The sequence below is a fragment of the Pedococcus sp. P2_F6 genome (genome assembly GCF_056403675.1).
In genome coordinates this window covers 463777-478368 of sequence record NZ_JBFUEZ010000004.1, presented here as the reverse complement: position 1 = coordinate 478368, position 14592 = coordinate 463777, and the positions used below count along the sequence as shown (strand labels likewise).

14 protein-coding genes are annotated in these 14592 nt (G+C 69.3%); 2 read left to right on the top strand and 12 right to left on the bottom strand.

The window, feature by feature from the left end:
- The first annotated feature begins 5 nt into the window (after positions 1 to 5).
- Together AC1DWP_RS13680 and AC1DWP_RS13675 are read left to right on the top strand one after the other, a co-directional pair.
- Positions 6 to 1619, top strand: a complete 1614-nt coding sequence (locus tag AC1DWP_RS13680) for a sensor histidine kinase (RefSeq protein ID WP_477615023.1) — start codon at positions 6 to 8, stop codon at positions 1617 to 1619.
- On the top strand, positions 1616 to 2266 hold the full coding sequence (locus AC1DWP_RS13675) for a response regulator transcription factor (protein WP_477615022.1): 651 nt from the start codon (positions 1616 to 1618) through the stop codon (positions 2264 to 2266). The genes AC1DWP_RS13680 and AC1DWP_RS13675 overlap by 4 nt, the downstream gene beginning before the upstream one ends.
- 85 nt (positions 2267 to 2351) lie before the next feature.
- Here AC1DWP_RS13675 and AC1DWP_RS13670 read toward each other — a convergent pair whose 3' ends face one another.
- The 12 genes from AC1DWP_RS13670 to mtrB form a co-directional block, all read right to left on the bottom strand.
- On the bottom strand, positions 2352 to 3263 hold the full coding sequence (locus tag AC1DWP_RS13670; protein WP_477615021.1) for a type II secretion system F family protein: 912 nt from the start codon (positions 3261 to 3263) through the stop codon (positions 2352 to 2354).
- 2 nt (positions 3264 to 3265) lie between these two features.
- Entirely contained in the window at positions 3266 to 5239 is a 1974-nt protein-coding gene (locus AC1DWP_RS13665) for a type II secretion system F family protein (RefSeq protein ID WP_477615020.1), read from the bottom strand.
- Positions 5240 to 6616: a CpaF family protein gene (locus AC1DWP_RS13660; RefSeq protein ID WP_477615019.1), complete on the bottom strand. Its 1377-nt coding sequence runs from the start codon at positions 6614 to 6616 to the stop codon at positions 5240 to 5242.
- Positions 6613 to 7809 carry a CpaE/TadZ family protein gene (locus AC1DWP_RS13655; RefSeq protein WP_477615018.1) on the bottom strand — a complete coding sequence of 399 codons (1197 nt, stop codon included), beginning with the start codon at positions 7807 to 7809 and terminating at the stop codon, positions 6613 to 6615. The genes AC1DWP_RS13660 and AC1DWP_RS13655 overlap by 4 nt, the downstream gene beginning before the upstream one ends.
- Positions 7806 to 8606 carry a Flp pilus assembly protein CpaB gene (cpaB, locus tag AC1DWP_RS13650; protein ID WP_477615017.1) on the bottom strand — a complete coding sequence of 267 codons (801 nt, stop codon included), beginning with the start codon at positions 8604 to 8606 and terminating at the stop codon, positions 7806 to 7808. The genes AC1DWP_RS13655 and cpaB overlap by 4 nt, the downstream gene beginning before the upstream one ends.
- A gap of 82 nt (positions 8607 to 8688) precedes the next feature.
- The gene (locus tag AC1DWP_RS13645; RefSeq protein ID WP_477615016.1) at positions 8689 to 9903 is read right to left on the bottom strand and encodes a pilus assembly protein TadG-related protein; all 1215 of its coding nucleotides are present in this window, start codon (positions 9901 to 9903) and stop codon (positions 8689 to 8691) included.
- Positions 9904 to 9905: 2 nt separating this feature from the next.
- Positions 9906 to 10289, bottom strand: coding sequence for a TadE/TadG family type IV pilus assembly protein (locus AC1DWP_RS13640; RefSeq protein WP_477615307.1), 384 nt, complete (start codon positions 10287 to 10289; stop codon positions 9906 to 9908).
- A 5-nt stretch (positions 10290 to 10294) separates the two neighbouring features.
- A complete protein-coding gene (locus AC1DWP_RS13635; RefSeq protein WP_477615015.1) occupies positions 10295 to 10450 on the bottom strand; it encodes a Flp family type IVb pilin in 156 nt (51 codons plus the stop codon).
- A 13-nt stretch (positions 10451 to 10463) separates the two neighbouring features.
- The gene (locus AC1DWP_RS13630) at positions 10464 to 10643 is read right to left on the bottom strand and encodes a Flp family type IVb pilin (protein WP_477615014.1); all 180 of its coding nucleotides are present in this window, start codon (positions 10641 to 10643) and stop codon (positions 10464 to 10466) included.
- Between the two features lie 7 nt (positions 10644 to 10650).
- Complete coding sequence (locus AC1DWP_RS13625) at positions 10651 to 10833, bottom strand: Flp family type IVb pilin (RefSeq protein ID WP_477615013.1); 183 nt, start codon at positions 10831 to 10833, stop codon at positions 10651 to 10653.
- 228 nt (positions 10834 to 11061) lie between these two features.
- On the bottom strand, positions 11062 to 12840 hold the full coding sequence (locus AC1DWP_RS13620) for an LpqB family beta-propeller domain-containing protein (protein ID WP_477615012.1): 1779 nt from the start codon (positions 12838 to 12840) through the stop codon (positions 11062 to 11064).
- Entirely contained in the window at positions 12825 to 14564 is a 1740-nt protein-coding gene (gene mtrB / locus AC1DWP_RS13615; protein WP_477615011.1) for an MtrAB system histidine kinase MtrB, read from the bottom strand. The genes AC1DWP_RS13620 and mtrB overlap by 16 nt, the downstream gene beginning before the upstream one ends.
- Positions 14565 to 14592: the final 28 nt, after the last annotated feature.

Below are 14592 nucleotides of genomic sequence, written 5' to 3'. Positions count from 1 at the left end.
CGGGTATGCGGTGGTTGCCCCATCTCGCCGTCTCCACCCGGATTCGCATCGGCATCGCGCTCGTGGCTGCCATGTTCGCGTCGGTCAGCAACGACATCCTCGGAGGCCTTCCCTGGATCCTCCTGACCGTCACGCTCGACCTCGCGGCCTCGGCCCTGCCTGTGCTCAGTCCCAAGGACACTGCCACCCGCCGCATCCAGATGACCGGGCTGCTCGTCGCTGGTGCCGTGGTGGCCGGGCTCGCGATGGGTTACACCGGGCCCTGGTCGAAGATCCTGATCCTCGTCCCCGCGTTCCACGCTGGGCTGCGACTGGGTCGGCGGGGCGCCCTGGAGATCTCGGCCGTCGGCCTGGCCTCCGGCCTCGCGACCGCGTGGTGGCTGGCCCGGCTGGACCTGGCCGAGGGCCAGGCCATCCTGCTCGCTGCCATGGTCGCCCTCGTCTTCGGGCTGCTGGGAGCCTGGTCGCACCGGATGGAGGGCGTGGCGCTACCCGTCGACCCGAACGTCGCGGCTGAGGCCAGCCTGCTGCTGCGGCGCCTGCACGAGCTCGCCGACACCCTCGACACCGGCTTCGACGCCCCCGGTTCGGCCGAGATGGCCCTCCAGGACCTCAGCAACCAGATGCGCGCGGCACGCAGCGCCATCCTGGTGGGCTACGGCGACGACCCCGCCGTGCCGCTCGCGATCCGTGGGGCGGACCGCACCCCCTGGCCCGACCCGATGGAACGGGACTCGGTCCTCGCACCGGCGTGGCACCAGGGCGTGCCCACCCTCGCGCAGTGGAAGGACGACCTGGTGGCCCGCTCGGTCATCGTCGTCCCGCTCCACGACGGCGACGGCCACCGGCTCGGGCTGATGGTCGCGGACCGGCCCCTGGTCACGCCCTTCACGGAGGAGGACCTCGCCGCGGCGGGCGCGGTTGCCAGCCGGCACGCGGCCAACATCGACCTCTCCGTGCTGTTCGCCGGGTTGCGCGAGCGCGCCGGCCTGGAGGAGCGCGAGCGCCTCGCGCGCGAGATGCACGACGGGATCGCCCAGGAGATGGTGGCGCTCGGCTTCGGCATCGACGCGGTGCGTCGCAACGCGCGCGCCCAGGGGTCGCCCCTGGCCGAGGAGCTGGACGCGCTCCGAGTCGATGTGTCCCGCGTGCTGGCCGACCTGCGACTGCACATCGGCGACCTGCGGATCGCGGTGCGTCCCGACACCGGACTGGGCGCGATGATCGGTGCCCGACTCCAGAACTTCGGCTCGTCGTCAGGAGTCACGACGCGAATGCACCTGAGCGAGACCGGTTTCCGCCTGCCAGCGCACACCGAGGTGCTCATCTACCGACTCTTCCTGCGGATGCTGGCCGATGCCCGGCACTCCCTCAACGCGCAGACCGTCGAGGTGCGCCTCAACGTCGCGGCACCCAGGGTGGAGCTCTGGATGTCGCACGACGGCACGACCTCACTGACCGAACGCGACTTCGCCGACCACCCCCTCAACGGCCTGGGTGGCGAGATCTCCGTCGAGCCCTATGCGGGAGACGGAGTCTCCCTCCGCATGCGCATGCGGGCCCGCGGCGCAGCCCCTTCCGCCACGCTGTCCAACGAAAGGATCCCCCAGCCCTCATGACCATCAACGTCGTGGTGATCGATGACCACACCCTGGTCCGCGAAGCCGTCTGCAGGATGATCGACAGCGAGCCGGACCTGTCCGTGGTCGGGCAGGCCGGTGGCATCGCCGAAGGCCGCACCGTGCTGGCCCAGAGCCTGATCCACGTCCTCGTCGTGGACGTGTCCATGCCCGACGGCTCCGGCCTGGTCATGGCCAGGGCGGCGCGCGAGGCGTCCCCACGACTGGGCATCGTCGTCCTGACGATGCACAACGACGACGAGACGCTGCTCGAGGCCCTCGACCTCGGTGCGTCGGCCCTGGTCCTGAAGTCCGCCCCGTCGGACGAGGTCATCGCCGCAGTCCGTCGCGCCGCCGTGGCACCGGACGCCTTCATGGCGACCGGCCTGGCCGAAGCCCTGCGTCGTCGCGACTCCAGTGACAAGCCGCGGCTGACGCCCCGCGAGGCCGAGGTGCTGGACCGGCTGGTCGCCGGCGACTCGATCGCCGCCGTGGCCAAGAAGCTCTACATGAGCGAGTCGACGGTCAAGACGCACGTGTCGAAGGTCTACGAGAAGCTGGGCGCCCACAACCGTGCCTCGGCCGTGATGTCGGCCCTGCGCCTGGGACTGGTCAAGTCCGAGTCGATCGGCCGCGGCGGCCGCTGAGCCGAGTCACCTCACACGACAGGCGGCACCGCTGAGCAGTCTCAGCAATGCCGCCTGTTGGCGTGTCGGAAGGCGAGCGCCTGCCTCAGAACTTCCCGGCGAACGCGTCCATCATGCGCATGATGCCGGGGCCGATGACCACGATCATGAGGGCCGGGAAGATGCAGAAGAGCATGGGGAAGAGGATCTTGACGGGCACCTTCTGGGCCTTCTCCTCGGCCAGCTGACGTCGGATCAGGCGCATCTGCACCGACTGCTCGCGCAACACCGAGGCGATCGGCAGACCCAACCGGTCGGCCTGCACGAGCGACGTGATGAAGGTCTTCACCTCCGGCACCGACGTGCGTTGGGCAAGGGAGCTGAACGCATCGCCACGTGACTTGCCGATCTGGATCTCGGACAGGACGCGGGCGAACTCGCCGGCGACCGGACCCTCGGCCGAGCGAGCGACCTGGAGCAGGGCCGCGTCGAAGCCTTGACCCGCTTCGACGCACACCGTGAGCATGTCCAGCGCGTTGGCCAGGCCCATCCGCAGCTCGTTCTGGCGCTTCAAGCCCATGTTGTAGACCAGGATGTCGGGGAGGAAGAACATGAAGGCGCCGCCACCTGCGGCGAACCCGAGGCCTCGCAGGGTCAGGTGTCCGATGGCCAGGCCGAGCAGCGCGCCGATGAAGAGCCCGAGCCCCTTGGCGCCCATGATGCGCTCGGGGGTCCACGCTGGGGGGTTGCCTGCGAGGTCGAGGCGACGGTGGATCCGGTCGGTCGTGCCCGACGGAGACAGTCGCTGAGCCAGCCGGCGCGTCTGGGCCAGCATGGGCAGCGCCAGCCGCTCCATGGCAGGCAGCTCCTCGCGGGCCACCTCGTGCGGGTCGAGCTGACGTTCGATGATGGCGAGCGATCGCGCGACACCGGTGGTCTGGCCGCTCCCCAGGGAAAAGGCGAGCACCAGGGTCATGAGGGCCATGAAGACGGCTCCAACTCCAATGATGAGCAGCATCCTCAGACCTCCACGTCCACGACTTTTTTCATCCAGATGACGCCGATCGCCATGGCGGTCAGCCCCACTGCCGACATGGCCCAGCCCATCGGCTTCGTCCAGAGCAGGGACACGTACAGGTAGTTGACCTTGAGCATGTAGAAGAAGAGGCCGATGGGAAGACCGATCAGGATGTATGCCGACAAGCGGCCTTCCGCCGACAGCGCCCGGACGTGCCGCTTGAGCTCTTCGCGCTCCCTGAGGGTCTTGGCCGTCGTCCTGAGCGTCTCGGCGAGGTTTCCGCCGACCTGACGCTGGATGTTGATGGCCAGGGCGGTCCAGCGCATGTTCTCGCTGTCCATCCGCTCGCCCACCCGCTCGAGCGCGTCGCTGATCTCCGAGCCGATGCGCGTCTCCGCGAGCGCCCTGGAGAACTCCTTGGCCGACGGCTCGGAGGCGTCCTTGGCGATGGCATCGACCGCCTGGGCCAGGGAGAACCCGGTGCCCAGGCTGCTCGCTGCCAGCATCAGCAGGTCGGGGAGCTGGTTCTCGAACTTCTTCGCCCGACGCTTGGCCAGGAAGCGCAACACGAAAGCCGGCAGGAAGTACCCCACGACGAAGCCGAGGACGATCGCCAGGATGGTCGCGATGGTGCCCCCACGGAAGAGGATCACCGAGCCACTGATGGCCACCACCAGGGCGACCAGCCGCAGGACCCACCACTCCCCTGCCCTCAGCGGCAGGTCTGCGCGGGTGATCAGCGACATGGTCTTCGTGGTCGAGTCACGACCCTCCATGACGCGCTCGCCCAGGCTCACCAGACCCTCGGACAGTGCACTGGGGGACGCCTTGGCGGCGGTGGCGGACATGACGGTCGGCCCCGCGACGTACTGCTCGATGCCGGCGACCCGGCTGCGCCGACCGCCGGTCGGGGTCCTCATGACGAACGCCATCGCCAGGCCGATGATGCCGACGAAGATCGCGACCAACCCCGCCATCAGCAGCGGCGAGAGGCCACCGGGACCGGAGAACTTCGGGGCAGCGGCCTGAGCGGCAGGAGCGGCATCGGAGGTGGGGGTCTGCTGCACGACCGGTGCAGGTGCCCCGAAGTCGAGGGCAGCGTTGGCTGTGAAGGGCTTGCCGTCGGCGACTCCGGTCAGGACGAGGTCCTGCTTCGCGCTGGCGATGCCCTTGCCGTCCACGGTGAAGTTCACCTGGGAGTCCAGCGCCTTCGCGGCAGCGTCGAAGGCAGCACGCACCGCCGCGGCATTGCCCGCGGCGGCCACCGTTCCGCCACCTGCGGACGCGAAACCGGCGAGGACGGTGTTGTCGCTCTCCCCCGTCTTGAAGCCGACGACTTCGGCGCGCACTCCGCTGGCCCGCAGGGCTGCCGTCGCGGACGCCTTGGTCGCCTTGGAGCTGGCGGTGTCGCCACCATCACTGAGCAGGATGATGCTGCGGTCGGCGTAGGGCCCCATGGCGCGGGCCGCGATCGCCACGGCGTCGTAGAGCGTCGTCTCGCCGCGTGAGCGGAGGGCATTGACGGACTTCTGGACCGTCGCGCGGTTGAGGGTCGGCGCGACGTCGACACCTGCGGTGCCGGCGAACGACACCAGCCCGACGGCGACATCCTTGGGCGCCTCGGCGAGGAAGGCACTCACCGCCGAACGAACGGTCTCCATCCCGGTCTCACCCATGGACCCGCTGGTGTCGACGACCAGCATCGTCGCCCGCTTGGTGGCGGCGACCGGCACCACGGTGATCGGCACCTCACGTCCCGCGAGCGTGGCCTTGAGACTCGCGGCCTCGATCGAGCCGGTGCCCTTGGCGCCACGCACGGTGAGCACCCCGGAGACCGTCATTCCGGTGACCTTGGTCGAGCTGACCGACGCCGGGTTGTCCTGGGCCGCACCGGCGGACGTCGCCGTGACGGTCAGGCCCACGAGGGCCACCGCCGCGATGCCCAACGTCACCGTCGGACGGATGTTGATGCGCACCTACATGCCCCTCACGAAGATGTCCGCCGCCAGGGTGATGCCCTGGTCCACGAGGTCCTGGGTGAACTTGGGACGGAGTCCGGTGCTGACCAGCGAGCCCCGGAACCGGCCCTGTTCGTCCCGTCCCGCGCTGTAGTCGAAGGTGAACAGGTCCTGCATGGTGATGACGTCGGTCTCCATGCCGGCAACCTCGGTGATGGCGACGATCCGGCGGGATCCGTCCTTCATACGAGCCTGCTGGATGATCAGGTCCACGGCGCCGGCAACCTGCTCGCGGATGGCACGCACCGGCAGGTCGACGCCCGCCATGAGCACCATGGTCTCCAGTCGGGAGAGGCTGTCGCGCGGGGTGTTGGCGTGAACGGTCGTGATGGAACCATCGTGACCGGTGTTCATGGCCTGGAGCATGTCCAGCGCGGCGCCGTCACGGACCTCACCGACGACGATGCGGTCAGGACGCATACGCAGGGAGTTCTTGACGAGCTCGCGGATGGCGATCTCGCCGCGACCCTCGACGTTGGACGGTCGCGCCTCCAGCCGCAGGACGTGGTCCTGCTTCAGCTGCAGCTCGGCGGCGTCCTCGATCGTGATGATCCGCTCGTCGTCGGGGATGAACGAGGAGATCACGTTGAGCAGCGTCGTCTTGCCCGAGCCGGTACCTCCCGAGATCACGATGTTCCGGCGACCCTTGACGCAGGCGATCAGGAAGTCGCGCACCCGAGGGGTGAACGTCCCGAACGCGATCAGGTCCTTGTCCGTGAACGGGTCCGTGGAGAACTTTCGGATCGTCAGCATCGCGCCGTCGATGGCGATCGGCGAGATCACGGCGTTGACACGGGAGCCGTCAGGCAGTCGGGCGTCGACCAGTGGGCTGGCCTCGTCCACGCGTCGGCCGACGCGAGCGACGATCTTGTCGATCGTGCGGCGCAGGTGCGCCTCGCTGCTGAAGTGGGCCTCGACGGGGTAGAGCTTGCCAGCCCGCTCGACGTAGATCCGGTCAGGTCCGTTGACCATGATCTCGGTGATCTCGCTGTCGCGGAGCAGTGGCTCCAGGGGACCGTGACCCAGGATCTCGTCGGCCACCTCCTGCGCGATGCGGGTGCGGTCTGCCAGCGAGAGCGGGGTCTCCTCGGAGTCCATCACCTCCTGCAGGGTGTGGCGGACCTTGCTCTCGAGCTCGCTCTGGTCCAGGTGCGGGTCGTAGAGCTGGGGCCCCAGGGAGTCGAGCAGGGCCTGGTGCACGCTGGCCTTGACTGCTGCGAACGGGTCAGCGATGCGGAGCTTCTCGCCGTGGGCTGCCGGTGCGTTGTGCGAAGCCGCGGCGCTCTGCTGCTGCTGGCCGCGACGGACACTCTCCAGCCGGTCGGCGAGGCTCATCGCTTACCTCCACGTGAAAGGGACCAGCGCTCGTTGCGGCGCTTGGGCTGCCCGGCGCCGCCTTCGTCCGACAGCACGCCGGCTCCGTCCCGCTGGCGCAGGTACTCGTCGGCCAGGTGGCGGAACGCGACGCTGACGGGGTGCTTGGGGTCGTCGAGGACGATGGCCACGCCACGGTTGACCGACGCCGGCACCGCGGTGCTGCTGGGCACGCTCACGGCAATCTCCTGCTTGATGGCGGTGACGACGTCTTCCGCCCGCAGGCCGACCTTGGCGTCCGAGCGGTTGAGCACGACCAGTCGCGAGTCCTTCGGGTTGCCCAGGAGGTCGAGCGTGTCGAGGGTGAGGCGCAGGTTCTTGACCGCCGGGATGTCCAGGGTCGCGATCAGCACCAGCAGGTCGCTGTTGTCGAACGCGGCCAGGACGTGCTCGGTGAAGGCCGGTGGCGTGTCGATCACGACGTAGTCGTAGGCGCGACGCGCGACGCGCAGCGCCTCGGCGATCAGGGTGCCGGGCACCCTGTCGGCGTCGCTGGGCTCGGCCGGCGCGCACGCGGCATCGAGGCCGGACTCGTGGTGCGTCACGATCGACCTCAGGCCCGCCTCGTCCAGGTGGCCGGCCATGCTGATCAGGTCGGAGATGGAGTTCTGCGGGAGCATCTGGAGGCTGATCCCGACGTCGCCGAAGGCAAGGTCGAGATCCACCACGAGCACCTTGGCCCCCGTGGACGCGAGGTAGGCGCCGAGGTTGGTCGAGAAGGTGGTCTTGCCGACCCCACCCTTGGCCGAGAAGACGGTGATGATCCGACCCTCGCGGGTTGCGTCGGTGCTGTAGCCCGTGACCTTCTGCGACAAGTCCCGACTGCGCCGGGCTGCATCGGCAAGGCCGGTGAGGTCGTCAGCTGCGAGGACCTCCCGGACGCCGGCGCGCAGCGCCTGGGCGAGAACCGTCACGTCCACCCGGCGACGGAGCAGGATCACCCCGAGGTCCGGACGCTCGACCCGGCACTGCTCGGCGAGGTCGCAGGCAGCCGGCATGTCGACCTCTGGGCCGATGACGATCAGGCGGTCATCGGGGTGGTCCAGCATGGCGCGGTTGACGGCGGCAGCGTTCTCGACGCGGACCAGGTTCCCGCCGACGGCAAAGCCGAGCCGGTCCGGCGCCGTGGGGTCGGTGTCCCAGAGGATCGTCATCGCAGGGCGCCGGAGAGGTCGAAGAGGTTGAGGTCGGTGACGATCTTGAGGCCGTCCATCTTGAGGTCGCTGCCGCGGAGGGCGGCGTAGAGGTTGCCGTTGTTGATCCCGTGGATCAGCCTGGCCGCCTCGGCCGGCGTCACACCCACGGTGACGAGGAAGCTCGGGGCCGTCGACTCTGCGGTGCCCTTGTCGGTTGCCGAGTCCTGCTTGGCGTTGCCCGGGTTGAGGGCCGTCTGCCCCATGCCGATGACGAGGACATCGGGGAGCAGCAGGCTGGTTCCCTGGACGTCGGCCTCGTTGAGGGCCTTGGACTTGGAGTCGTCGCCGATCGCCTTGATCTTGTAGGAGGTGAAGATGGCGATGTGGGTGCCGGGCGTGACGAACGTGCCGACGCGAGCCGGGTCGCTGAGCTCGACGGAGACGGCCACCTTCCCGGCCGGCACCTCGATGGCCTTCTCGCCCACGGGGGTCACACCGAAGCGGGCGGAGGTGATGAACTCACCGGCCTGGATGTCGCTGAGGGCGATCAACGGGCTGTTCGCGTCGGTCACCTGGCTGAGGGCTCCTGCCGGCGCGCCCTTGGCAGCCACGGTGGTCTGCTCGATCAGTCCCTCGCGGTTGGCGTCCTTCAACGTCGTGCCCGCAGGAACGACCTTCTTGGCGTAGTAGACCAGCGTTGGCTGCTGGGCCGAGACCGCCCTGGCGTCGGCGCCACGCACGTACAGCATGACGGAGACGACCCCGACGAGGGCCACGACTGCGGCGACGATGATGGCGAGGAACCTGCGTCCCATGATGAGGGCCTGTCTTTCGTTTCGATCGTTGGGTGTTCAGCCGAGAAGGCGTGGGGTGTCCAGCCGGGGAGGCGTGGTGTGGTCAGCCGAGGAGGCTGATCGTCTTGGGGCCGGCGTTGCCACCGGACGGGTCCGGAGTGCCGCCAGGGAGAAGGGGCGCAACGTACCAGCCCCACAGGCAGCCCTGGCTGTCCTTGGTGCAGCCGACCGTGACGTTGCCGCTCGAGTCCGTGATGACCGGGTCGTAGCCGTTGAAGAGCTTGTTGGCCGCGTTGCCCTCGAAGTCCACGCCGGCCAGGTAGAAGCCGGCGATGCCCGCGAGCGTGTACGTGGTGCCCTGGCCGGTACCCGAGCTCGACTGGGCGATCGGGATGTAGACGATCGAACCCACCTTGAGGGGCAGGATGTCAGCGCACCCCTGGCTGGAGGACACGCCGCCAGTCCCTCCGATGACTCCGTTCAGACCCTCCGCGACACACGTGCTGTTCGAGTCGCCCGCCTGGTCGAGCCACCCGAAGTTACCGGGGGTGTACTGGCCCGGCCCGGACTTGCCGCAGTTCGCTGAGCCGGCTGTGGGGTCGGTCATGATCTGGATCGTGGCCACCTGGGCGGAGTCGACGACGCTCGGGATCTTGGGCAGTGGGTTGGCGCCCAGGCTGGCGGCCGGGGTGTACGGCGGCAACGGAGGGAACGACGTGCCGCCGCTCGTCGCGGCCTGCCAGGCACAGAGCGACTGGATGATGGGGATGACCTTCAGCGGGTCGTACCCTGCCGTGAATCCCACCTGGGAGCAGGCCTGCACCTCGACACCGCTCGACTGGCCACTCAGCGCCTTGGCGAAGGAGTAGGGCAGGATCGTGCCACCGCCGACCTCACGGGTGCGGGTGTAGGCACGCACCCACTTCGCGGGCATGGTGGCGGGAGCGACGCAGTCGGTGAGCGACGTCGTCAGCGCGGGACAGGTGGGCAGGCCCGTTGCTGTGCCGCAGATGGCCGGGTTGCCGTCAGCACGGGAGATCGAGGTCGTGCCGTCCATGGCGTTGCCGTTGGCCAGGTTCTGGCGCTTGGTGGCGTCACCGGCGAGGCAGCTGGCCAGCTTGGCACAGTCGATGGCCACCGAAAGTGCCACTGCATCTGCGCCGTTCTGGAGCTGTTGCCGCTCGCTCTTCATGTGACCGAGGTCGACCGTCAGGGCGGCACAGCCGAGCAGGACACCGGTCCCGAACAGGACGACGACGATGATGGCGACGGCGCCGCGTTCGCGGCGCGCACTCAACCAGCGTGGGGTGTGTCGCATCCTCAGCCTCCGCATCTCATCTGGGCCGTCTCGGTGTAGTCCTTGCCTGCGCCGCCCTGCCACAAGATGCCGCTGAAGTGGAACGTCACGGCTACTGCCGCGTAGTCGTTGGCATTGGGACACATCGTGACGACGGCGGTCATGTTGCCGGCCATCGGGTTGGCCCCAGCGAGCTCGGCCCGGGACTTGGCCTGGGCACTCGTGTAGTTCGGGGCGAGGGCGGCGAGCCGCACACCCTCGCGGGCACCCTGCTGCGCGGCGATGATGCCGCTGAAGATGCGGGAGAAGTCGATGATTCCGAAAACGAGCGCGATGAGGACGGGGAGCACGATGGCCATTTCCACCGCAGCCGCTCCCCGCTCTCGACCTCGCTTGACGTTGTGCATGGTTGTCACAACCACCAGTTGACCGAGGTGAACAGGGCCAACACCTTGTCGCCGGTCAGGGCGACGGTTGCCACGATGACGGCGGCAATGAGGGCCATCAGCAAGCCGTACTCGACGGCGGTTGCGCCACGCTCCACGAAATGCTGACGGCTGATCCTCATCACGTCGACTTCCTCAGACTGCGGTGTTGACGGTTGTGAACGCGTCGTTGATCTTGCCACCGAGGGTGGCGACGACAGCGACGATGACGGCCGCGATCAAGGCGACCAGGAGGCCGTACTCGACGGCCGTGGCACCACGCTCAGACGTGCGGGCGTGGAAGATGGTGGTGTGGAGCGGATGCGGTCGGGCCACTTCGACGTCAGACTGCGGTGTTGACAGTCGTGAACGCGCTGTTGATCTTGCCACCGAGGGTGGCAACCACGGCCACGATGACGGCGGCGATGAGGGCCACGAGCAGGCCGTACTCAACAGCGGTCGCGCCACGCTCAGAGGTGCGGGCGTGGAAGACGCTGGTCTGGAACTTCGCGATGGTCTTGAGCATTGTGATATCCCTTTCAAAGGCTGTGTATCCCGCGGCTCAGACCACTGCGGTACTGCGCCGAGGTAGAGACTGCCGTTTGCGGGGCCTGCGCCACATCGGCTGTTGGGGTCCAACGCCGCTGGCTGATGGTCGACGGCTGCATCGTCCGAACGGTGGATGGCACCCCGGGGGTGGCGCGCTATGCGAATGGATCGTCGCGGCGCGTCACCGAGCTCGCGGCAACCTGGGTCACCTCGCGGCGACCACCAGGTCGGTGCCCTCGCCGACCCGCTGCCACCTGCTGCCGGCGCGGATGAGCACCTGGTGCTTGTCGGTTGTCACGACCAGTCCACGCTCCCCGTTGACCGTCGTAATCGACTGTGCCCCAGCGATATCCGGCCCTGCGGCTATCGCTCCACCCAGGGGGACCAGCCATGGCCGGACCACCTGCGAGGGCGTCAGCCGGCCCAGGACCGCCAGCGTGGCGTCGTCCACCCACACGAGGTCGCGGGCCAAGGTCAGCGTCGGCGCCAGTCGGAGCGGCTCCGCCAGAGAGGCCGGCAGCCCGTTCGGTTGCCGCACGACTCCGGCCACGTCCACGCGTGGGTCCGTGCCGTCCCCCTTGGTGGTGATGACCGCGAGGCGCTGCCCGTCGGGCGAGAGCCGCAGGCTCACCACCGACCGGTCTGCGAGCCAGTCGACAGCCACGACCCGGGGCAGTGCCTTGGATGCGTCCGCCGGGTCGGCAGCGGCATTGATGGCCCAGACCTTGGTCGTGCCGTTGCTTCGACCCGCGACCCAGAGCACGTCCTCACGGTCGTAGGTCGGCCGGGTCAGCCGCGTGCCGGGCGAGACGAGCTGCACCTGGCTGTTGCCACGCCACCGCGCCAGCTGGGCGCGGTCGCCTCCGACGGCCGCGACCTCCTGACCGTTGCGGGACATGGCCAGATAGGCCCACCCCGGTTGCACCGCGGGCAGCGTTGCCGTCTCGGGCGGCGGGGTCCGCTCGACCGAGTCGCCCACGTCATCGGGATCCACGGGGACCAACGCCGTCCCCACGCGTAGGAGGGGCTTGACGACCGGGTCGGACGGGGTGGGGAAGCCCAGAGCCGACAGCGAGTCGACCGTGCTCTCGCCATTGGGCATCTGCAGGTCGGCGCCCTCGAGCCTCAGCGCGACGCGTTCGACGCCGGGCGCCTGGGTGACTGTTGCGAGGAACTGGGCGCCGAGGTTCTGGCGTTGGCCGGGGTCGTTGCCCAGCCGGGTGGCCGCGAGGTCGACTTTCGCCGTCCCCGAGTCGATGGTGACCGCATCGACCGCCAGCTGCGTCCCTGAGGGGATGTCGGTCCTGACTGCTCCCCTGAGGTAGCTCGGCACCCCGGTGAGCAGCGACCTGGCCAGCCTGGTCGCCAGCCCGGTGCCGAGCGGCAGCCAGCGGACGTCCGGCACCAGTCGGTGGTCGCCGGCGGACACGTAGTAGATGCGGAACGGGTCGTACAACCGGTCGAGGTCGGCTCGGCTCAGCCAGGTGCCGAAGTTGTCCGGCATCGTGCTGATCCGCCACTCCCCACTCGATCGGGACAGTCCGAAGGTGACCTGCACGCGCGAGCTCGGGGGCAGCTCCTGATAGCGACCCGAACCGTCGATCCGCGCGATGGCGTTGGCGACAGCCGTGACGGTGTTGTCGGAGGACGGCGTGTAGGTCAGCTCGGAGTCGGAGCCGAAGACGACGACGGAGGAGTCCGGCCGCCAGGAGCCCTGGGGCCCGGACCCGAGGTAGGACCGCGCCGCCTGGTATCCGTCGTCACTGGCTGCGGCGGCCCTGATGAACCCCTGCACCACCTGCTGCGGCGAGGACCCCGGCGCCACCGGGTTGACCTCCACCCGCACCTCGTTCTCCTGCACCGAGCCGACCTCGAGCCCGGGCTGGATGGTCGAGCTGGTGGACAGCCCCCCGCACGCGCCGACGGCGAACACACCACACACGGCCAGGCTCGCGGCATACCGGCGCCTCATCGGGGACTCCACGGCGCGGTGGGGGTATGCCGCGTGCTCGCCACGGGGGGCGACGCGCCATCCTGCGTGGGGACGCCGGCCGGCCGCGCGGCCGCAGCCGGCGGCTCGGGCACGTCGCTCGGCCGCAGCGGCAGTGGCGCCTCGACGATCGGCCGGTCGGCGTGCCGGGGCAGGGTGAGCCGGAAGCAGGACCCCTCCCCCGGTTCGCCCCATGCCTGGAGCCAGCCGTCGTGGAGCCGGGCGTCCTCCAGCGAGATGGCCAGGCCAAGGCCGGTCCCTCCGGTGGTGCGGGCGCGGGCCGGGTCGGCACGCCAGAACCGGTTGAAGACCAGCGCACCCTCACCGGGGCGCAGGCCGACGCCGTGGTCGCGCACGGTGACGGCAGCCGCGCTCTCGTTGACGGCGATGGCGATCTCCACGGGGCGACCCTCCCCGTGCTCGAGGGCGTTGACCACCAGGTTGCGCAGGATGCGTTCGACGCGACGGGCGTCGACCTCGGCGTCGCACCGCCCGTTCGAGGTCACGGTGACGGCGCTGCCCCAGCGGTCGGCGATGGGCTGGGCCGACTGCACCGCCCGCGAGACCGTTGCCCGCAGGTCGGTGACCTCGGAGTCGAGGGCCGCCGCTCCCGCGTCGAACCGGCTGATCTCGAGCAGGTCCGCCAGCAGCTCCTCGAACCGGTCGAGCTCGTTGTGCAGCAGCTCGGCCGAGCGGGAGACCGCGGGGTCGAACCCCCTGCGGGAGTCGTGGATCAGGTCGGCGGCCATCCGGATGGTGGTCAGGGGCGTGCGCAGCTCGTGCGAGACGTCCGAGACGAACCGCTGCTGAACCCGGGAGAGGCCTTCCAGCTGGCGGATCTGGGTCTGCAGGCTGTCGGCCATCTCGTTGAAGGACTTCGCCAGGCGGGCCAGGTCGTCCTCACCGCGCGCTCGCATGCGTTCGTTGAGCCGCCCCGACGACAGCCGCTCGGCGACCACGGCGGCACGGCGGACCGGGCTGACGACCTGCCTGGTGACGACCCAGGCGATGACGCCGACGAGGAAGACCAGGGCCAGTCCACCGATGAGGAACGTGCGGGTGATGAGGTCGAGGGTCGCCTGTTCGCGCTGCATCGGGAACACGGCGTAGAGGTCGTACTTCCCCGCGAGGGGCACCTCGACCTGTGAGCCCACGATGACGGCCGGGACGTCCCCGCCGCTCTTGGGGTCCGTGATGCCGATCAGCATCACCTGTTGGCGACGTGGGTCGGCGCGCACCGCCTCGCGCAGCGAGATCGGGACCACCGGGAGCCCCACCCGTCCACTGGAGAGCGTCTGCACCGACGTGTTCGACGTGTTGTCGAGGCTGCGGGTCATCACGAGGTAGCGCTCGTTGTCGCCCCCCGGAGAGGCAGCGCTCTGGACGGCCTGCCGCGCCAGCAGGTTGAGGTCACCCTCGCTGCTCGTGCGGTCGCTGTTGTCGAAGCTCCCCTGCACCTCGGTCGTCAGCCGGGAGGCCTCGAGCTTGGCCGACTCGATCCGGTCCTGCTCGAGACCGTCGGAGATGGACGAGAAGAGGTAGGAGCCGAGGAGCAGGACCACTGCGAAGCCCAGCAGCATCGTGGAGGTCACCACCCGGAACTGCAGGGACGCCCGCCACAGGTGCGCCAGCAACCGCACCCAGACCGTCAGCCGGCGTCGAGCTCGCCCCAGGATGGCGCGGACAGCGCGCAGCCCTTGGGCGCGGTGGTCGGACAACCGCGGTGTCGGCGTCCGACCAGGCCTC